The organism is Pontimicrobium sp. SW4, from assembly GCF_039954625.1.
In the GTDB taxonomy this organism is placed as follows: Bacteria; Bacteroidota; Bacteroidia; order Flavobacteriales; family Flavobacteriaceae; genus Pontimicrobium.
Map to the genome: position 1 here is coordinate 866310 of NZ_CP157199.1, position 20014 is coordinate 886323.

The 20014-nt window shown below is 31.6% G+C and carries 26 protein-coding genes; 10 read left to right on the forward strand and 16 right to left on the reverse strand.

The window, feature by feature from the left end; all coding sequences use genetic code 11:
- Nucleotides 1–14: 14 nt before the first annotated feature.
- Genes ABGB03_RS04045 through ABGB03_RS04055 form a run of 3 tightly spaced genes read right to left on the reverse strand, consistent with a single transcriptional unit; the run spans nt 15 to nt 2748 of the window.
- Nucleotides 15–1187 carry a peptidylprolyl isomerase gene (locus ABGB03_RS04045; RefSeq protein WP_347925047.1) on the reverse strand — a complete coding sequence of 391 codons (1173 nt, stop codon included), beginning with the start codon at nt 1185–1187 and terminating at the stop codon, nt 15–17.
- Nucleotides 1188–1189: 2 nt separating this feature from the next.
- Nucleotides 1190–1735, reverse strand: coding sequence for a gliding motility-associated peptidyl-prolyl isomerase GldI (gldI, locus tag ABGB03_RS04050; RefSeq protein ID WP_347925048.1), 546 nt, complete (start codon nt 1733–1735; stop codon nt 1190–1192).
- Nucleotides 1732–2748, reverse strand: a complete 1017-nt coding sequence (locus tag ABGB03_RS04055) for a bifunctional oligoribonuclease/PAP phosphatase NrnA (protein WP_347925050.1) — start codon at nt 2746–2748, stop codon at nt 1732–1734. Before ABGB03_RS04055 ends, gldI begins: the two co-directional genes overlap by 4 nt.
- 85 nt (nt 2749–2833) lie before the next feature.
- Here ABGB03_RS04055 and ABGB03_RS04060 point away from each other — a divergent pair, with 85 nt between their 5' ends.
- A complete protein-coding gene (locus ABGB03_RS04060) occupies nt 2834–3868 on the forward strand; it encodes an alkaline phosphatase D family protein (RefSeq protein WP_347925051.1) in 1035 nt (344 codons plus the stop codon).
- 53 nt (nt 3869–3921) lie between these two features.
- Nucleotides 3922–4341 (forward strand): nucleoside-diphosphate kinase, encoded by a 420-nt coding sequence (locus tag ABGB03_RS04065; protein ID WP_347925053.1) that lies wholly within the window; start codon nt 3922–3924, stop codon nt 4339–4341.
- A gap of 117 nt (nt 4342–4458) precedes the next feature.
- Here ABGB03_RS04065 and ABGB03_RS04070 read toward each other — a convergent pair whose 3' ends face one another.
- The 4 genes from ABGB03_RS04070 to recF all read right to left on the reverse strand — a co-directional run bounded on the left by ABGB03_RS04070 (nt 4459) and on the right by recF (nt 6899).
- Nucleotides 4459–4788 carry a hypothetical protein gene (locus tag ABGB03_RS04070; RefSeq protein ID WP_347925054.1) on the reverse strand — a complete coding sequence of 110 codons (330 nt, stop codon included), beginning with the start codon at nt 4786–4788 and terminating at the stop codon, nt 4459–4461.
- A gap of 300 nt (nt 4789–5088) precedes the next feature.
- On the reverse strand, nt 5089–5361 hold the full coding sequence (locus ABGB03_RS04075; protein ID WP_347926370.1) for a DUF721 domain-containing protein: 273 nt from the start codon (nt 5359–5361) through the stop codon (nt 5089–5091).
- Between the two features lie 19 nt (nt 5362–5380).
- Entirely contained in the window at nt 5381–5809 is a 429-nt protein-coding gene (locus tag ABGB03_RS04080; protein ID WP_347925056.1) for a lipocalin family protein, read from the reverse strand.
- A gap of 7 nt (nt 5810–5816) precedes the next feature.
- Nucleotides 5817–6899 (reverse strand): DNA replication and repair protein RecF, encoded by a 1083-nt coding sequence (gene recF / locus ABGB03_RS04085; protein ID WP_347926372.1) that lies wholly within the window; start codon nt 6897–6899, stop codon nt 5817–5819.
- 137 nt (nt 6900–7036) lie between these two features.
- On the opposite strand from recF, the gene ABGB03_RS04090 reads away from it, so the two are divergent.
- From ABGB03_RS04090 to ABGB03_RS04125, 8 genes are all read left to right on the forward strand, one after another.
- The gene (locus ABGB03_RS04090) at nt 7037–7807 is read left to right on the forward strand and encodes a tetratricopeptide repeat protein (protein WP_347925057.1); all 771 of its coding nucleotides are present in this window, start codon (nt 7037–7039) and stop codon (nt 7805–7807) included.
- A 3-nt stretch (nt 7808–7810) separates the two neighbouring features.
- On the forward strand, nt 7811–8293 hold the full coding sequence (gene ribH / locus ABGB03_RS04095) for a 6,7-dimethyl-8-ribityllumazine synthase (RefSeq protein WP_347925059.1): 483 nt from the start codon (nt 7811–7813) through the stop codon (nt 8291–8293).
- Between the two features lie 151 nt (nt 8294–8444).
- Nucleotides 8445–8669, forward strand: coding sequence for a hypothetical protein (locus ABGB03_RS04100; protein WP_347925061.1), 225 nt, complete (start codon nt 8445–8447; stop codon nt 8667–8669).
- A gap of 12 nt (nt 8670–8681) precedes the next feature.
- The gene (locus ABGB03_RS04105) at nt 8682–8963 is read left to right on the forward strand and encodes a riboflavin synthase subunit beta (protein ID WP_347925063.1); all 282 of its coding nucleotides are present in this window, start codon (nt 8682–8684) and stop codon (nt 8961–8963) included.
- Between the two features lie 6 nt (nt 8964–8969).
- Nucleotides 8970–10820 carry a DNA mismatch repair endonuclease MutL gene (mutL, locus tag ABGB03_RS04110; RefSeq protein WP_347925065.1) on the forward strand — a complete coding sequence of 617 codons (1851 nt, stop codon included), beginning with the start codon at nt 8970–8972 and terminating at the stop codon, nt 10818–10820.
- An 8-nt stretch (nt 10821–10828) separates the two neighbouring features.
- Nucleotides 10829–11584, forward strand: coding sequence for a rhomboid family intramembrane serine protease (locus ABGB03_RS04115; protein WP_347926374.1), 756 nt, complete (start codon nt 10829–10831; stop codon nt 11582–11584).
- Complete coding sequence (locus ABGB03_RS04120; protein ID WP_347925066.1) at nt 11511–12491, forward strand: rhomboid family intramembrane serine protease; 981 nt, start codon at nt 11511–11513, stop codon at nt 12489–12491. The genes ABGB03_RS04115 and ABGB03_RS04120 overlap by 74 nt, the downstream gene beginning before the upstream one ends.
- Before the next feature lie 8 nt (nt 12492–12499).
- Nucleotides 12500–13525, forward strand: a complete 1026-nt coding sequence (locus ABGB03_RS04125) for an endonuclease/exonuclease/phosphatase family protein (RefSeq protein ID WP_347925068.1) — start codon at nt 12500–12502, stop codon at nt 13523–13525.
- Here ABGB03_RS04125 and ABGB03_RS04130 read toward each other — a convergent pair.
- From ABGB03_RS04130 to ABGB03_RS04170, 9 genes are all read right to left on the reverse strand, one after another.
- On the reverse strand, nt 13514–13822 hold the full coding sequence (locus tag ABGB03_RS04130) for a DUF6122 family protein (protein ID WP_347925070.1): 309 nt from the start codon (nt 13820–13822) through the stop codon (nt 13514–13516). The genes ABGB03_RS04125 and ABGB03_RS04130 overlap by 12 nt on opposite strands.
- Nucleotides 13822–14442, reverse strand: a complete 621-nt coding sequence (locus ABGB03_RS04135) for a WbqC family protein (RefSeq protein WP_347925071.1) — start codon at nt 14440–14442, stop codon at nt 13822–13824. Before ABGB03_RS04135 ends, ABGB03_RS04130 begins: the two co-directional genes overlap by 1 nt.
- 12 nt (nt 14443–14454) lie before the next feature.
- Nucleotides 14455–14817 carry a four helix bundle protein gene (locus ABGB03_RS04140; protein WP_347925072.1) on the reverse strand — a complete coding sequence of 121 codons (363 nt, stop codon included), beginning with the start codon at nt 14815–14817 and terminating at the stop codon, nt 14455–14457.
- A 29-nt stretch (nt 14818–14846) separates the two neighbouring features.
- Nucleotides 14847–16436, reverse strand: coding sequence for a signal peptidase I (gene lepB, locus ABGB03_RS04145; RefSeq protein WP_347925074.1), 1590 nt, complete (start codon nt 16434–16436; stop codon nt 14847–14849).
- Nucleotides 16437–16501: 65 nt separating this feature from the next.
- Entirely contained in the window at nt 16502–17206 is a 705-nt protein-coding gene (gene dapB / locus ABGB03_RS04150; RefSeq protein WP_347925076.1) for a 4-hydroxy-tetrahydrodipicolinate reductase, read from the reverse strand.
- Between the two features lie 4 nt (nt 17207–17210).
- Entirely contained in the window at nt 17211–17813 is a 603-nt protein-coding gene (locus ABGB03_RS04155; RefSeq protein WP_347925078.1) for a DUF5683 domain-containing protein, read from the reverse strand.
- Nucleotides 17803–18702, reverse strand: a complete 900-nt coding sequence (locus tag ABGB03_RS04160; RefSeq protein WP_347925080.1) for a ParB/RepB/Spo0J family partition protein — start codon at nt 18700–18702, stop codon at nt 17803–17805. The genes ABGB03_RS04155 and ABGB03_RS04160 overlap by 11 nt, the downstream gene beginning before the upstream one ends.
- On the reverse strand, nt 18702–19469 hold the full coding sequence (locus ABGB03_RS04165; protein WP_347925082.1) for an AAA family ATPase: 768 nt from the start codon (nt 19467–19469) through the stop codon (nt 18702–18704). Before ABGB03_RS04165 ends, ABGB03_RS04160 begins: the two co-directional genes overlap by 1 nt.
- Before the next feature lie 321 nt (nt 19470–19790).
- Complete coding sequence (locus ABGB03_RS04170; RefSeq protein WP_347925084.1) at nt 19791–20003, reverse strand: heavy-metal-associated domain-containing protein; 213 nt, start codon at nt 20001–20003, stop codon at nt 19791–19793.
- Nucleotides 20004–20014: the final 11 nt, after the last annotated feature.

Genomic DNA, 20014 nt, shown 5'->3' on the forward strand with positions numbered 1-20014 from the left:
TTATGAAAGATATACTATTTAGTTATTTCTACCATTTCAATAAAAAACACTAAATCTGTATTTGGTTCAACTGGTGGTCTGCCATTTTCTCCCCAAGCCAAATGAGATGGGATGTATAAATACATTTTATCACCAACATTCATATTTGCTAAACCTTCGTTAAATCCAGCAATGTTTCTTGCATTTGGACTTACTTGAGTTGGCATTGGTGTGTAACCTTTTTGTTGGTCTCTCATTTCGTTATAGTGGCCAAATTTTTCGGCTACTTCTTTTATATTTGAATCTAGTAATCTGCCATCTGTAAAATAACCTTCATACCAAACTTTTACTTTTGCTCCTTGTTTTGGCTTTTCACCAGTACCTTTTTTGACTAAGTAAGTCATTAGTCCAGAAGGCAATGTTTTAGCTTTGCTTTTATAGTCATTTAGTGTTGGTAATAGCTCTTTAGCTGCTGCTAAATTCTTTTCTTCTCTTTTTCTTTGAGCTTCATCGGCTTCCAATTGTGCGCTATTAGCTTTTTCTTTTGCACGCTCAGCAAGTTTAGGTAATTCAGTTTCCCAAGTTTTAATAGCGTCAAAATTGCGAGCTTCAAAACCTTGTCTAATAATATTCATTTCTTGAATTACTATATCTTCAATTGGTTTGTTTCGTTCAGCAACCTTTACATTAGAAATTGAATCTTGTATGTCTAGTCCTAAAACTAATTCACCAAAAACAGTATGAATGTTATCTAACCAAGGAGTTGGTTTTTCGGTAATAAAAAACTGACTTCCATTGGTTCCTGGACCACCATTTGCCATTGATAAAATACCTGGTTTATCATGCTTCAAAGTATCATCAAATTCATCACCAAAGCGGTATCCTGGGTTTCCAGTACCTGTTCCAAGAGGATCACCACCTTGAATCATGAAATCATTCATAACACGATGGAAGATTAATCCATTGTAATATTTCTTCCCTTTGTATATACTGTCAACCATTGGATGATTGCCTTCGGCTAACGCTACAAAATTAGCAACAGTTACAGGTGTTTTATCATAATATAGTTTGGCTACCATGGTGCCTTTATTGGTCACTATTTCAGCAAATAAGCCATCTCCTAAATCTGGATACTTCTCATCGCATGAGAATAATAGTGTACATATTGCTAAAGCAAAAATTTTCATTGAGTGTTTAAAAATCTTCATTGTTAATTAGTTTCTGTTTGTGTTATTGAGTTTATTGTTACATTACATATTAAAGGTACGCTTGTTCCTATTTTGTTAGTATCACCATAGTAGCCATAAGCTTTTTGAGATGGAAATAAAAAGGTAACTGTTTCACCAGCTTTCATAAGTTTTAACCCCTCTCTTAAACCAGAAAATAATTCTTCTTTATCCATGGTATAATCTCTAGGTTTTAATTCGTCTTCGGTATAAATAGAGTTTCCGTTTAAATCGGATACATTATATTTAAAATTAACTATATCACCAAACTCAGGAGTAATATCATCTTCTTCAATTTTAGTATTGTAGCTATACCAAAACCCATTTTCAGATGCTATATATTCTGCGTTTTTATCTTTTCGGATAAGCTCTAGTATTCTGTTTCGTTCAGTTTCATTAAGTTTTTTGTTTCGTTCTACAGAAGCATCAATAAATGAGCCTGTTTTAACAGAAACCGGCCGCCTCGCTTCAGGCGATTTACATCCAAAAAAAAGAATGGATGTTAGGGTTAGAATTAGTAGTCTTTTCATGATTTGAGGTCATTTTTATAGATTGGTAAGATACTAATAAATTTTTCAATTGTTTTTTTAAGTGATAATTCGCTTCTTCCACCTGCTGCATTTATATGTCCTCCACCATTAAAATGTTCTCTTGCAAACATGTTTACATCAAAATGGTCTTTAGATCGTAACGATATTTTTACAATACCTTCACTTTGATTTTCAATGAAAATAACAGCAAATTTTACGCCATTTAAGGATAAAGCATAATTAACAATACCCTCAGTATCTCCTTTTTTATAATCGAATAAATTTAGCTCTTTTTGAGATAAAGTAATATAAGCAGTATTAAAATCTGAAATCAATTTTAGGTTACTTAAAGCACGTCCTAATAACTGCAGTTTATTAAAACTATTTGTGTCATATACATTATTATGTATTTGAGCATTGTCTGCTCCATTATCTATAAGACTTGCAATTACACGATGCGTCGTGCTTGTCGTAGACCTAAACCTAAAAGATCCAGTATCTGTCATTACTCCAGTATACAAGCAAGTACTAATATTAGCGTTAATAGCTTTAACATCTTCAAGCATTTCTATAAAATGATAAATCATTTGAGATGTAGAGCACATAGTTACATCAGAGTAAATATACTGTGCATAATCATCAGGTTGCTGATGGTGATCGATTAGAATTTTTATAGCTTCAGCATTTGCTAAAATGGTTTCCATATCGCCAGTTCTATGTAAGGCGTTAAAATCTAAAGTAAAAATAATATCAGCATTCAAAATTAAGTCATCTGCTTTAGTTTTATCAGAATCATATTTTAAAACTAAGTCATCTCCAGGGAGCCATTTTAAGAAATCGGGATAATCATTAGGCGCAATGACTATAGCATTATGATTATATAGCTTTAAGTAATGATATAATCCAAGTGTTGAACCCATAGCATCCCCATCAGGATTTTTATGAGGGACAATCACTATTTTTTTAGGTGATTTTAATAAAGCTTTTATTTTTGAAATCTCTGTTTTAGTCATAAGAAGCGAAGATACAATTTAATAACAAATCCTTTAAATGTAATATACTACTTTTGTAAAAAATTAACCTTTTTTATAATTACTCATGAAGACAATTTTTAAATATGTATTGCTAGTTTTACTTGTAATTTCATGTAAAAGCAATAAGGAGAAATCAATTAATTTAAAAGAAACTAAAGAAATTGACTTTATAATCGCTTTTGGATCTTGTAATAGGCAATCGTTTGAAAACAAACTCTGGAAACCTGTTTTAGAAAATAAACCTATAGCTTGGATTTGGGGAGGCGATGTTATTTATTCTGATACTGATGATATGAAATTAATGTCACAACATTATCAGCAACAACTTCAACAAGAAGGTTACGACCAGATAATTAAGGGAATGAAAGTTTTAGGTACTTGGGATGATCATGATTATGGATTAAATGATGGTGGTTTGGAGTATGTAGCTAAAGCAGAAAGTCAGCAATTATTTTTAGATTTTATAGGTGTTTCGAAGACAGATAGTAGAAGGAAACGTGAAGGGGTATACCATTCAGAAGTTATAGAAACAGATAAAGGAAGTGTGAAAGTTATTGTTTTAGATACACGTTATTTTAGAAGTGCTTTAACACCATCTGATAATCCTGAGCATCGATATCAACCAAATGTCTATGGAGAAGGTACAATGTTAGGCGATATACAATGGCAATGGCTAGAGAATGAATTAAATTCCTCAAAATCTGATTTTAACCTAATTGTAAGTAGTATCCAGTTTTTATCTGCTGAACACGGTTTTGAAACTTGGGGAACTATGCCTCATGAAGTGGATAAGCTTAAAAACTTAATTAGTACATCTAAAGCAAATGGTGTTATTGTATTGTCTGGTGACAGACATATTTCGGAGTTTTCTAAAATTACCATAGAAGGGTTAGATTATCCTTTAATTGATTTTACTTCAAGCGGAATGACACACTCGTATACTAGTTTTGATGGTGAACCAAATCAATATAGAGAGGGACAAGTAGTTTCCGATTTAAGTTTTGGACTACTTAAAATTAATTTTGATACCAAAAAGGTTGTTATGCAAATGCGAGGAGAGAATAATGTATTACAGCAAGAACTAACACAAACTTATTAAAGCTTGGTAATTTATATAAAAACTGTATTTTTGCACGAAATTTAAATAAAACAATGGCAACAAATAGAACATTTACAATGCTAAAACCTGATTCAGTTGAAAAAGGGAATATTGGCGCAATATTAGAAAAAATAACAGCTTCAGGATTTAGAATTGTAGCAATGAAGTTAACTCAAATGACTAAGGCAGATGCTGAAGCATTTTATGCAGTGCACAATGAACGTCCATTTTTTGGAGAGTTAGTTGAGTATATGACTAGAGGACCAATTGTAGCTGCAATTTTAGAAAAAGAGAATGCAGTTGAGGACTTTAGAACGTTAATTGGGGCAACAAATCCAGCTGAAGCTGCTGAAGGAACTATACGTAAACTATATGCCGCATCTATTGGAGAAAATGCTGTTCACGGTAGTGATAGTGATGACAATGCTGCAATAGAAGGTGCGTTTCACTTTTCGGGAAGAGAAATGTTTTAGAGAGTAATAAAATTAAATTAAAAGCTACAACGAAAGTTGTAGCTTTTTTTATGCGTCATATTTGCATTAATACAACTCAAATAATTACAATATGTAGGGTTAAGTATTTAGTTCAAACTAATTGGCATTAAAAGTAGTTTTAAAAAAATCTTTTTTGGTAAACAAACTGTGTAGTAATGTTACAATTTGAAATATTAAATAAATACTTACTGCCCAAAAAACACTAAGGTACCATGGTGACAAGATAAACATTAAGAATATTCCTAAAACAATGGCAATTAATGGATTTAAAAATTGATGATATAATATAAAAGAAAACACAATCATTCCACAGCCACCAATAATAATTAAATAAGTGTTAGAATAAATATTACCTGTTAAAAACAAACAAAGAGCTACTAAATTAAGTAGGTTTTTAATACAAAAAATTTTAAGGTTTTTGCTCATAAGGGAATAAATTAGATAAAGAAACAGACACCTTAGAAAGATATTGACCTAATTCCAACAAAGAATGGTCATAATTGTTATATCTAAAAAAACAATACAATTTATTCCTGTCTAAACCAAATAGTATAGTACTAGAAACAATGATTATTGTTAGGGAAATCGGTTTCATTGTTAAACTTTTAAGCTATAATTATTATGTATAAGCATTGCTCACACAATTATTATAGAGGGATGTAATAAAATTAGTGGTTTCTTTGGTGAAAAACAATACGTAGAACTACGTATATTTTAGAAATTAAATTATTTTAGAATTAAGGTTTTAATAAGAGGTTTACCTAAAGCTTCATTAAGCATGGTGATAATTTTTTCTTTCCCATAGCTTAATTCTTCTCGTAGCACAGATGAGCTAAGTTGCACATATAAAGTGTCTCTTTTTAGTTGTACAGAAGTTGTATAACTATTAACACCATTTCCCATAAGGTTTTCCCAAGCATCTTTAATTTCAACCTTGTCTAAACCTTCTTGAAGTTTATTGGTAGATACAAACTCTTTAAGTACATCACTTAAAGCCATATTTTCATTATGTCGTTTTTTACTCGTCAATGTTAATGCTTTTGTAAGGGTTGTAAATATAACGAAAGCCTTGAGAATTAACGATAACAAGTTCTTCTTTTGTGGCTCTAATAATAGTTTCTTTAGTAATGATACTATTATGATTGTAATAGATGTTTAAAGAATCATTTTCAATTTTCAAAGTAAAAGGAGCTTCATCTTGATTTACAATAAAAGTGCCATTTAGCGTAGGCGTAACTTTTTTTCTAAAACCTGTTAAGTCATTATTAATTTCAAAATAGTCAACCGAAAGATTTGCATTATACGCCTTAATAAGTTTGTTGTCTTTTTTTACTTCTTTAATTTCCCAATACCCTTCAATAAAAGCAATCTCATCTTCAGGGTTAGAAGTACAATTACTAAAAGTAAAAGCAATTATTACAATATATAGGAGGGATCTAAAATTCATTTTTTCATTATTGTAAGTGAAAAATCTGATAAGTTTGGTGTACTTGCTTTATTGCATTTTCGGTTCTATCTGGATGTGTATCAGTAATAAATATTTGACCAAAATTTTCATTATCAACTAATGCTATAATTTGAGATACTCTATTTTCATCTAATTTATCAAAAATATCATCTAAAAGTAAAATTGGTGTCACACCACTTTGTGCTTTAGTAAAATCAAATTGGGCTAATTTTAGAGCTATTAAAAATGATTTTTGCTGCCCTTGACTGCCAAATTTTTTAATAGGATACGCTTCAATTTCAAATTTTAAATCGTCTTTATGTGTACCAACACTAGTATGTTGTAAAGCTTTATCTTTATTTAAATTAGTTTCTAATAGCGTTTGTAATGAGTCGCTAAATAAGTCGCTTTTATATGTAAGATTTACTATTTCGTTACCATTACTAATCGCTTTATAACGTTCTTTAAATATAGGCACAAATACTTTAAGAAACTCGTTGCGCTTTTCATGTATAGATTGGCCTAATTGATTTAATTGCGAATTGTAAATTTCTAAAGTATCGCTATTAAAAGTGTTATTAACTGCAAAGTATTTTAATAGTGCATTACGCTGTGCTAAAACTTTATTATACGAAATAAGTTCTTGCAAGTATGTTTTATCACTTTGCGAGATAACACCATCCATAAACTTGCGCCTTGTATCACTTCCTTCAATTATTAAGTCTCTATCAGCTGGCGAAATAATAACTAAAGGCAAAAAACCAATATGATCACTAAACTTATCATATACCTTTCCATTGCGTTTAATAATCTTTTTTTGACCTTTTTTTAAAGAAATAATTATCTTTTCTTGTTTTTCTAATTTAGAGTATACACCGTCCACTACAAAAAAATCTTCATTATGTTTTATATTTTGAGAGGCTATTGGGTTAAAATAACTTTTACCAAAAGAAAGGTGGTAAATAGCATCTAAAATATTTGTTTTACCAATACCATTTGAGCCAACAAAGCAGTTTATTTTTGTGTCAAATTCAAAAGTTTTTGAATCAAAATTTTTGTAATTTAGTACAGATAATGTTTTTAAAACCATCAAAAATGTAAGTTATAAATCTAAAAAGAAGGTGTAATTCTTTAAAAAGAAGCTGCAAATTATTGAAAAATAACAAATAAATTACCTTTTTTATACCAATAAAAATTTTATTTTTGCGGCGCATTAATATAGAATATATGGCGACTTATAAGAAAAGAGGTTATAAACCAAAAACAAAGGCAGAGAAAGCTGACGCAATAGAAGAACAATCGGCAACGGCTGAGGTATTTAATACTTTAGATCAAGGTGCTTCTAGAACTGAAGAGTGGGTTGCAAAAAACCAAAAGTATATTTTTATTATTGTTGGTTTAGCCGCAATAATTGTTTTAGGGTATTTAGGATATAACAAATTTATTCAAGAGCCTAAAGAAAGTGTAGCTATGAACGATATGTTCCAAGCTCAAAAATATTTTGATGAAGCTGTTACTACCGGTGTTGAAAAAGATTCATTATTTAACCTAGCTTTAAATGGAGGTGAAGGTAAGTTTGGAATGTTAGATATCATTTCAGAATACAAAAGTACCAATGCAGGAAACTTAGCAAGCTATTATGCTGGAATGTCTTATTTGAATCTTAAAGATTATCAAAATGCTATTGAGCATTTAAGTAATTTTAAATCTGATGATATGGTTTTAGGACCTATCGCTCAAGGAGGTATTGGAGATGCATTTATTCAGTTAGGACAAAAAGAAGACGCTTTAGATTATTATACTAAAGCTGCAAATATGTCTGCAAACGACTTCACAACGCCATTGTATTTATTTAAAGCTGGTAGTGTAGCACTAGATTTAGGTGATAACACTAAGGCTTTACAAAATTTTAAGAGAATAAAAGAAGAATTCGCTTCAAGTAATGAAGCAGCAAATATTGATGCATTTATTGGTAAAGCTGAAGCTGCTAGTAACTAAAACATGGCAACTGTAAATAAAAATTTATCACATTACGATAAGACAACAATCCCAAGCGCGAAAGATTTTCGGTTTGGGATTGTTGTTTCTGAATGGAATGAAACCATTACAGGAGGTCTTTACAAAGGAGCTATAGAAGCGTTATTAGATTGTGGGGCTTCTAAAAACAATATTATTAGTTGGGATGTTCCAGGAAGTTTTGAGCTTATATACGGATGCAAAAAGATGCAACAACAAAATGTAGATGCAGTTATAGCTATTGGAAGCGTTATACAAGGAGAAACGAAGCATTTTGATTTTGTTTGCGAAGGTGTTTCTCAAGGCATCAAAGATCTTAATGTGTTACATGAAACGCCTGTGATTTTTTGTGTACTAACCGACAATACATTACAGCAAGCTATTGAACGTTCTGGTGGTATTCATGGTAATAAAGGTACTGAAGCTGCTATTGCTGCAATAAAAATGGCTTTCCTAAGTAAACAATAAACAATAGTATTACGTTTTTTTTCTTTATAAAACGAAGTTTCACTAAATAATCCTGTATTTTTTAAATACCATTTTGTTAACAATTTTTGGCATTTCCAAAGTGTAATTTCCCTGTATTTTAAGTACATTTGAAACATTAGTATATAATAGATTGTTTAAGCAACGCAAGAATAAAAAGTTTAATTATAAACCTAGGTTTTCAAAAGAAAATCAAGTTGGAGAGCATTCTAAGGAGCATAATTTAGCGTCTAAATGGCAAAAACAAAGAGACGTTAATCTTGGAACTGGAAGACGTGGATTTTCAATGCGTACATTAATTATCATTTTGGTATTGTTATTGATTTGTATGTATGTATTAGAAAATAAGTTCATGTAAAAATAATAAGCTATGGGAATTTTTAAAACACGCCAAAACAAAAAGTACAATTATACACCTCAATATTTTGATGATAAAGGAGAAGGTAACCCTTATGCGATTAAACATAAATTTGATGAGTATAGAACCACTATTGGTAAGCATAGCTTGAAAGCAAAACTTAATAACGCTTTAGCCGATCTTAAAGGAGAAAAAGACAAAGAAGCTAACAGACGAATTTTAATTATAGTTGCCATTCTTGTATTAATATTTCTATTCATCATTGACTTTGACTTATCCATTTTCTTTTCATAAAAATTAATGGCAGATATTATTCAGTTATTACCAGATCATGTAGCGAACCAAATTGCTGCAGGCGAAGTCGTACAGCGTCCAGCTTCGGTTGTGAAAGAGTTGTTAGAAAACGCTATTGATGCTGGCGCAACTTCAATAAAACTTATTGTTAAAGATGCTGGTAAAACATTAATTCAAGTTATTGATAACGGTAAAGGTATGAGTGTGACTGATGCTCGTTTAAGTTTTGAGCGTCATGCAACATCAAAAATCACATCAGCCGACGATTTATTTAATTTAACCACCAAAGGTTTTCGTGGAGAGGCTTTGGCTAGTATAGCAGCCATTTCACATGTGGAGCTTAAAACAAAGCTTGATACTGACGATGTTGGTACATATATAAAAATAGAAGGAAGCGAGGTGGTTTCGCAAGAGGTTATTGCAACTCCAACAGGAACGTCTATCGCTGTAAAAAATCTTTTTTTTAATATTCCTGCGAGACGTAATTTTTTAAAATCCAATACGGTAGAATCCAGACATATCATCGATGAATTTAATCGTGTAACCTTGGCACATCCAAACATCACTTTTGTTATGTATCATAATGGAAGTGAGCTATTCAACTTGCCAATTACCAATAAAAGACAGCGTTTAGTAAATGTTTTTGGTGGAAAAACCAATGAAAAATTAGTGCCTGTTGAAGAATCAACAGAGGTTTTAAAAATATCAGGATTTGTCGGTAAGCCGCAGTTCGCTAGAAAAACTAGAGGCGAGCAATTCTTTTTTGTAAATAATCGATATATAAAAAGTGGTTATTTAAACCATGCAGTAAATGCAGCGTTTGAAGGCTTGCTGCGAGAAGGTACACACGCTAGTTACTTTTTATATTTAGAAGTTGACCCAAAAACGATAGACATTAACATTCACCCTACAAAAACTGAGATTAAGTTTGATGACGAACATACGCTTTACGCTTTATTGCGTTCATCAGTAAAACATAGTTTAGGACAATTTAATATTGCGCCAGTTTTAGATTTTGAGCACAACAGCAGTATGGATACGCCTTATGATTATAAAAATAAGCAAGCATCGAATCCTATTGTTGAAGTAGATAGAAGTTTTAATCCATTTAAAAACGAAAAAAATTCTGGCAGAAATTCTGGAACTTCATTTAAAAAAGAAACTGCTAGTAGTTGGGAAAGTTTATATGTTGGTTTAGAATCTAAAGGTAATAACAAAACGGAAGTATTTAGTCGACTACAAGTTGAAAACGACGAAGAAATGCCTTCGATGTTTGATGACGCCAATAAAGAGAAGACACAAAAGACGTTTCAGGTTCATGGAAAGTATATTGTTAACACCATTAAATCGGGAATGTTGTTTATTGACCAACATATGGCACATCAACGTGTGTTGTATGAACAATTTTTGCAACATATTACAGTTAAAGAAGCTGTGAGTCAACAATTACTATTTCCTTTAAAAATGGAGTTTTCTAATATGGAAATTGCCATATTGGCGAATTTTAGAGAACAATTAGAGCAAACAGGATTTGTGTTTTCTAAGTTGGAAGGCGATACGATTGAAATATCAGGTATACCTATAAGTGTTGAAGCTTCTAAGGCTTCAGAAGTATTGGAAAGACTTATTAACGATGTTGAAAATGAAGTGCCTGATAATCATTTTAGTCAAACAGACTTAATAGCAAAAAGCTTAGCAAAAAGTTTAGCAATAAAAAAAGGACAATATTTAACATTGCAAGAACAGGAGCATTTAGTAAATAGTTTATTTGCTTGCAAAGAACCTTCAGTTTCACCGACAAATAGAGCAACGTTTATTACTATGCAAGTTGATGATATTGATAAAAAATTTAATTAGAAGAAATGATGAGAGGCATAACAGATACAGTAAAGCATTTATTAATCATCAACGTGATTATGTTTATAGGTACTATGCTTGTTGGTGGTGGAAATGGTGAGTTATTTTATAAATGGTTTGCATTATATTTTCCAAAGAATGATTTGTTTCAACCTTGGCAAGTAATCACCCACATGTTTATGCATGGTGGCTTTACGCATTTATTGTTCAATATGTTTGCACTTTGGATGTTTGGTACAGCTGTGGAGCAACAATTAGGAAGTAAAAAGTTTTTATTTATTTATATCTCCGCAGGCTTTGGAGCCATGTTATTTCAGCTAGGATATTATTATTTCAATTATATGCCACTTCATGGAGAATTAATTGGTTCTGGTTTAACTAGTGACCAAATAATTCAAATGCTCACTACTAATGAAGCGATTAATGGTATTAGTGAGATTCAGTTTTTAAAGCTGAAGGAACTTTTTCCAATCTTTAATGCATCCATGGTTGGAGCTTCAGGTTGTATTATGGGAGTATTAGCTGCTTTTGGGATGATGAATCCTGAAGCTAAATTGATGCTTATCTTTTTGCCTATTCCAATAAAAGCAAAGTATTTTATTCCTGGAATTATTATTCTTGATATTGTTTCTGCATTAACAGGACAGTCATTCTTTAGCCCAAGTAATACTGCTTATATGGCTCACGTTGGTGGTGCTATTACTGGATTTATCATTATGTGGTACTGGAAAAAGAATCAATTTAACCGAAACCGTTGGAATTAAAATGACGTCGTTAACTCACGATATCCAAGATAAGCTTAAACGATTAACTGCCTTTGAGAAAATAATCGCAGCTAACGTTGTTGTTTATATAATTGGCTGGTTGATTGCTAATTTTTCGAGTGCATCCAGAAGACAGAGTTTAGCTTGGTTGGAGTTGCCAAAAGAATTTTCGGAATTTATATTTCAGCCTTGGTCCATCATCACTTATGGTTTTGTACATGTGGGTTTTTGGCATTTATTTTTTAATATGCTAGTGCTATATTTTATTGGTCGTTCACTCTCTAATTTATTCAGTAGCAAATTATCACTCAATATTTATTTTTTAGGAATAATTACAGGAGCATTAGCGTATATGTTAGCATTTGTTGTTTTCCCTAATGGTATTTTAAAATCTACAGGGTCATTAATTGGTGCTTCTGCAGGTGTTAGGGCAGTATTAATCTTTTTATGCGCTTACATGCCTAATTATGAAGTTAGAATAGTAAATTTTAATATTAAACTGTTGTACATAGGATTGGTGTTTGTATTCTTGGATGTTGTAGGTTTATTAAATTCAATGTCGGCAGATATACCATCAAATTCAAATATTGGAGGAAATATTGCTCATATAGGCGGTATTCTTTTGGGTTTTTTATACGCTACGCAATTAAAAAAGGGTACAGATATCGGTAAAGATTTTGAGCGTATTATGGATAGTGTTTCGAGCCTATTTTCTAAAAAATCAAGGTTAAAAACTGTTCATAGGTCAAAAACAAAGGGAAAGGCTTATGCAGGACATACTAAAGATGAATTTGACGAGTTTAATAAACAGAAGCAAATCGATATTATATTAGACAAGATAAGCAAGAGTGGTTACGAAAGTTTAAGCAAGGAGGAAAAAGAATTTTTATTCAGATCTGGAAAGTAAAAAGCGCTATGAAGCAATTAAAAGGTTCAGAAAAAATTATCTTCTTCATCAATTCTCTGGTGGCTGCTGTACTATTATTATCCTACCTTTTACCTTATGTAGCTCCTAAAAATTTCGCCTTCCTTTCTGTATTAAGTTTAGCAGTTCCGCTATTTATTATTTTAAACGCACTATTCATGTTGTATTGGCTGTTAAAAGCCAAAAAGCACCTACTTTTATCAGGTTTAGTATTGTTATTGGGCTACAGTTATGTGGGGTCATTATATAAGTTTTCATCTTCAAAAAATGTTGAAGAAGACAACAATATCTCAATAATGAACTACAATGTTAGATTATTTAATTTATATAATTGGATAGACAACGATAGCGTTGAACAAGAAATTATAGAACTCATTAAACAGGATAACCCTGATGTTATTTCTTTTCAAGAATACCATCCTCACGAACGTATTGACTTGTCTTTTTATAAGTATAAATATGAAAAGCTTTCTGGGAATCGAGTAAAATATGGGCAAGCCATTTTTTCTAAATACCCTATTATTGGTTCTGGTTCAGTGGAATTTCCAAACACTGCTAATAATGCTATTTATGCTGACATAGTAAAAGGTAATGACACTGTAAGAGTGTATAATGTGCATTTACAATCGCTACATATTGATGCGAACGTTGAAAGCTTAAAAAAAGAGGATTCCGAAAAACTTATTAATAAGGTAAGTGAAACGTTTAAAATGCAACAAGAACAAGCCGAATTGTTTATTAAGCATAAAGAACAATCACCTTATAAAATGGTGATTTGTGGCGATTTTAATAACTCTCCCTATTCGTATGTTTATAAAGAGATAAAAGGCGATTTAAAAGATAGTTTTGAAGAAGCTGGTAATGGTTTTGGAAGAACATTTAATTTTAAATATTTCCCTGTCCGAATTGATTTTATTTTAGTTGATGACGCTTTTGAAGTCAATAGCTTTAAAGTGTATGAAGAAAAGTTATCCGACCATTACCCAATTCGGGCAAAAGTAAGTTTACATAAATAAACAATCGCACCAATCTGCGATAATGTGAATGCAGAGACCAATTCCAAGTAGTCTTGTTTTCTTTATAAAAGTTAGAATAATATATCCACCAATAGCAAAATAGGAGTGCAGTGGGTGAAAATTAATGCTACATCTATTAGCATCAAAAATTGGAGAAGCGAGAAGATGGTCTAAGTCAATTAACATCGTCGCTATCATAATTAGAAATGCCTTTCTCCAATCATTTTTAAAAAAGATTAAAGCAATAAATAGCGGAATCAAAAAATGAATACCATAATGTACAAATGGCTGCAACATTAGAATTGTATTTTTTGTGATTGTAGGTAAGGAACAGTATTGGTGCCTTCGTTGAATAACAAGTCTAGGATGCTCAAATTATTTATGTAACCATGCTTATTTGAGAAAACTTGCGTGTAAGGTTCAAATTGATATTTTTTTTCCTTTCTGGCATTAACCAAGCGCCTGTAATCTAAACAATTGCTTGGTTTAGTTTCAAATACCGAAGTTATTTGATAGTTGAAATCTAGCTGTAAGCAATTAAAAACCACTTCCAGGCATTTAAAATTAAAGTCTAAAATAAACGTTTGCTTACTATGGAATAAAGGTGCTAGGTCATCTTCATAAAATTCAAAAAAAGGAGATGTTCTATAGGCACTTTGTAACGATTTCCAATGTAACGCTTGCCATTTGTTGTCATTAAAAATTTTAATGTCTCGATATAGTTGTCTGTTTTTTTGCGAATAGATTACAGGAATCGTTAATGCTAATTTACCATTTGCGCCATAAATATTTGCCCTATTTCTATAGGTTTGTTTTTGATAATTATCATGAACTTCAAACAGCAACTTCTCTGAATGAATCATACTTACAAAGTGAGCAACATTTGGAAAATATGTTGGATGTATTAATACGTTCATTTGTTGATGCGTTTATTTGTTTATTTGATAATTCCTCAACGCGTTTAATTTATTGGTAATACTTTCAATTTGTTGTCTAAGTGGTTTGTATTCTGATTCATTGATAAATTTTAAATCGTGAGCAATGATTATTTGATTTAAAACTTCTACAGCAGAACTAAAGGCCATTACAGTAAAATGTGCTTTGTCTTTATTGGTTTTTCTAGCAGAACCTTCAGCAATGTTAGAACAAATCGAAATTGAAGCTCTTTTTAATTGTGATGTCAAGCCAAATTTTTCCTCATCAGGAAATTTTTTAGTAATGAAATAGATGTTTTTAGAAAGCTCTTTAGCTTCAATCCAGACTTCTAATTTTTCAAAACTGTACGTATACATATCAAATCAACAAATCAACAAAAAACGAATTAACTATTTGCCTTTTTATGTTTGCGCCATTTTTTAAATCCATAATATCCGAATAACAGTACTAAAAATGGAATTAAATATGATACAGGTTCTCCACTTCCATGAACAGTTGTAAAGAAACGTTCCCAACGTGGGTTTTTTAAACCATCCCAACTCATCCAAATAAATACAGGTTTTCCAACCACATGATTAAATGGCACAAAACCCCAAGCTCTCGCATCTAGTGAGTTATGACGGTTGTCTCCCATCATCCAATAATAATTTTGCTTAAAGGTATAGTTGGTTGCTAATTGATTATTAATAAAAATTTGATTGCCTTCAACACGAAGACTATTACCTTCATATTCTTCAATAACCCTTTTGTATAGTGGAAGTACTTCTAAATTAATATCTATTGTTTTTCCTTCTTCAGGAATATAAAGTGGTCCAAAAAAATCGTTATTCCAATTATAATCAGGATGATGTGGAAAAATATTTGGGTCTCTCGCACCTTTTTCTTGTTTGTTTGGCGTGATACTTAAAACATTTGGATGGTTTTTAAATCTACTTAAAGCTTCATCAGAAATAGCAGAAAAATAGTAAGTGTTTTGTTGATTAATTATATCAAAATCATCTGTAATATCATACCTTTCTTTAAGCAGTTGTGGATTAAATTGATTGGTCTTTGGCTGTACAAAATAACTAAACTGTAACTCTGCTCTATCTGGTAATTCATTCTTTACGCCATTAATATAAATAAAACCATCACGTACTTCTAATGAATCTCCAGGAACACCGACGCAGCGTTTTACTAGATTAATTTTTTTGTCTATTGGTTTATTAAAATTACGATTGGATAAAGATGTAAAGTATTTTATATTATCGGTTGAGTCTGCAGGACTATTAAACACGACTATTTCGTTTCTGTCTATTTTTTCAAATCCAGGTATACGTAAATATGGTAACTGTAATTTGTTGAGCCATGAAGTTTTCTTTTTAGTAATATCATCGTTAAATAAATACGATTTCTTTTTAAGCACAGGAATGGTATCGTGAACCATTGGTGCCGCGACAGTGGTCATTGGGATTCTAGCACCATAATTCACTTTGCTTACAAATAGAAAATCACCTACTAACAAGGATTTTTCTAATGATGATGAAGGAATAGTATAAGGCTGAATGAAATAGGTGTGTACAAGTGTTGCAGCAACAATCGCAAATAGAATAGAGTTAACCCATTCACCAGACGATGATTTAGGGTTGATGTCTCTATTTTCAACATAGCTAACATCAGCTACATAGTTTAAGTAATAGTTGTAAAAACCAAGAGTTACAATTGCTAAAAAAGTGTCCGTATACGTGTTTTTGCCAAAACTTCTAGCTGTTTCTACCCAAACAACTGGGAACATGATAAGATTGATTATAGGAAGAAATAACAATATTGTCCACCAAGGTGAACGATTAATAATCTTCATTAAAATAACAGCATTGTATACAGGAATAAATGCTTCCCATGCTTGTCTTCCTGCTTTTATATATAGCTTCCAAGTTCCTAATCCATGTACTACTTGAATTATTAAAATGAATATAAGCCATTGCGTCAATGTCATAATCGTAGTTTTTTGTTGTTAGTTAGTACCAAAGTCCTATTTGAGTGTTACAATAATAAAGCATCTTAACCAATATTTAACACATCGTTCATTGTAAATACGCCAGTTTTTCCAATAATCCATTCAGCAGCAATAACTGCTCCTAAGGCAAAACCTTGTCTGTTATGTGCTATATGAGATATTGAAATAGTATCTACATTCGAGTTGTAATTTACAAAATGTGTACCTGGAACAGCTTCAATACGCTTTGATTCTATCGGAATGGTGTTAGCTTCATTTTTTTTACCCAAAGACCAGCTTTTATTAGTTGTGTTTTCAATAATGCCTTCAGCCAAAGTAATAGCTGTGCCACTTGGTGCATCCAGTTTTTGAGTATGATGAATTTCCTCTATATCAACGTTATATTGAGATAAGTTAGACATCATTTTAGCTAACTGTTTATTTAACTCAAAGAAAACATTAACTCCTAAACTAAAGTTAGAAGCGTAAATAAAAGCACCATCTCGCTCTTTAGCCAAAGCAACCATCTCGTGATAGTTTTTTAGCCATCCAGTAGTTCCAGAGATAATAGGAACACCATTTTTTAAACAATTAGAAATGTTTTTAACTGCTGCTTCAGGAATACTAAAATCTATAGCAACATCAGCAGTTTTAATATTATAATTATTTATATCATCGTTTATTTTAAGCACAATAGAATGACCTCGTTCTAAAGCTATGTTTTCGATAGCTTTTCCCATTTTTCCATAGCCAAGTAATGCAATTTTCATCTGTTTAAAATTTAAAACCTACGGTAAGTCCTAAGTTGGTTGTAGCATCCATTTCGTTGAAGTTAAAATGTGGTTTTATAGCCAAATTATCATCCACATTATATTGTAGTAAATGTGCATCTACATTGGCGTCGATAATGTTTAAAGCGTATAAGCCAATGGTGACCAATAATGAAATTTCTTTGTTTCTGCGCAAAGTACGCTGTGCTCTAATTAAACCGTCGTTAGATATGTTTGGTGATGATAACGGGCTTCCGTCAGTGCTTTCTCCCCAAAATTCATCATCACTAAAACCAGCCAAACGCCGTTTATAAGCATTTCGGTAGCGTTTATAATCTTTATTATTATCTGCATAGAAATAAATACCCGTTCCTAAAGCGGCATAGACTATTGGGATTTTCCAGTATTTTTTATTGTATGCTTGCCCTAATCCTGGTAAAATAGCAGAATAAAATGCTGCTTTTGATGGTCGTAAAGGGTCAAATGAATCTTTAATAATAGTATCTTGAATCACTATGTTTTCACCAAGAATATCACTATTATTTTGAGAGATGACTACGAAGGGAAGTAGCGATAATGCAACTAAAAGGAGACCCTTATTTTTCACGTCTAACTAATTTCTTTATTCTATTAAAATCTTCTTCAGAATGAAATGGAATAGTAATCTTTCCGCTACCATTCTTTCCTAGTTTAACGTCAATTTTATGACCAAAATACTCCGATATTTCTTTAACACCTTTTTTAATGTACTTAGGTGTTTCTATTATTTTTGGCACAATTGCTTCTTTGTTTTCATGATAGTTTTTAACTAAACGCTCAGTATCTCTAACAGACAATTTGTTAGTTAATATTTTTTCATAAATCTCAAGTTGAGCAACTTGATTTTCAATGTTAATAATTGCTCGACCATGTCCCATTGAGATAAACCCATCACGCATTCCTGTTTGAATAATTGGATCTAGTTTCAATAAACGTAAGTAGTTGGCAATAGTAGAACGTTTTTTGCCTACACGTTCGCTCATTTGCTCTTGCGTAAGATTTATTTCGTCAATTAAACGCTGATATGATAAAGCGATTTCAATTGGGTCTAAATCTTGACGTTGAATATTTTCAACCAATGCCATCTCTAGAGATTCTTGGTCATTGGCAATTCTAATATACGCAGGAATGGTTTTTAAACCTAATAATGAAGATGCTCTAAAACGACGCTCACCAGACACTAATTGGTATTTGTTAAATGCAATTTTGCGAACAGTTATTGGTTGAATAACACCTAACTCCTTAATAGATGAAGCTAATTCACGAAGGGATTCTTCGTTAAATTTTGTTCTAGGTTGAAATGGATTTACCTCAATGCGATCTAATTCTAATTCTATAATATTTCCAACCACTTTATCTGCATTTTTGTCTTGTGCAGATTGTATATCGTTACTAGGATCTTTTAAAAGTGCCGAAAGTCCTCTACCGAGTGCTTGTTTTTTTGTTGCCTTCGCCATTACGCTTCATTTTTTGTGATAACTTCCTTAGCCAAACTTAAGTAATTAGTTGCTCCTTTACTACTTACATCGTAGTTAATTATACTTTCTCCATAACTAGGTGCTTCTCCTAAACGTACATTACGTTGAATGATTGTTTGAAAAACCATATCGGTAAAATGCTTTTGTACTTCTTCAACTACTTGATTAGATAGTCGTAATCGAGAATCGTACATAGTAAGCAACAAGCCTTCAATATCTAAATCTGGATTATGTATTTTTTGAACACTTTTAATAGTATTTAATAATTTTCCAAGACCTTCAAGTGCAAAATACTCACATTGTATTGGGATGATAACAGCATCAGCAGCAGTAAGCGCATTTAGTGTTAATAAACCTAGTGAAGGTGCGCAATCTATTAAAATATAGTCGTAAGCCGATTTTAAATGCGTGATCGCTTTTTTAAGCATGTATTCACGCTCTTCCTTGTCAACCAGCTCAATCTCTATAGCCACAAGGTCTATATGTGCTGGAATAATGTCCACATTTGGTGAGTCGGTTGGAATGATACATTCTTCGGCAGAACAGCTATGTTCTAACAATTGATAGGTTCCTAAAGAAATATTTTCGACATCTATACCTAAACCAGAGGTTGCATTCGCTTGAGGGTCGGCATCTATAAGTAGGACTTTTTTTTCTAAAACGCCAAGTGAAGCAGCTAAGTTTACCGAGGTAGTTGTTTTTCCAACTCCTCCTTTTTGATTAGCGATTGCTATTATTTTACCCATTGATTGATTTGGTTTTTAACAGCAGTAAAAATACAATTATTTGTGAGTTTAAGAAACTGAAGTTGTTAACAAAAGCATAGAGGTTTTTGTGATTTTTGTTGATTTAAAAACTAACAACAAATCATCAATGTGAAATCATAATTATTAGATAAGTTAATTTTTTAGTGTCTTTTAACGTGCTTGTATAAGAATAGTAGCGGATTCCAAGACAAATACCTTGCAATTTATCAACTAAACTTTATACAAAGATACTTACTTTGATTTATGCACAAAACCACTATTATTTTTATACCGTGTTGTATACCGTTTTATCTCTATTCTCTATGAAATTTCTTCAATCTCAAAACCTAAACCTTTTACTGCATTGAATACGGTTTCTTTGTCATTATCATCTAAATCCACTTCCAAAATTCTATTGGAACTTTCAAGATCTACTTTCCAAGAATCGATATTATCTAAATTGTTTAATACAGGAGTCAACGATTTTATACAACCCGTACACTGTATGTTTGTTTTGTATTTTACGATTGTCATAATTTTATTTG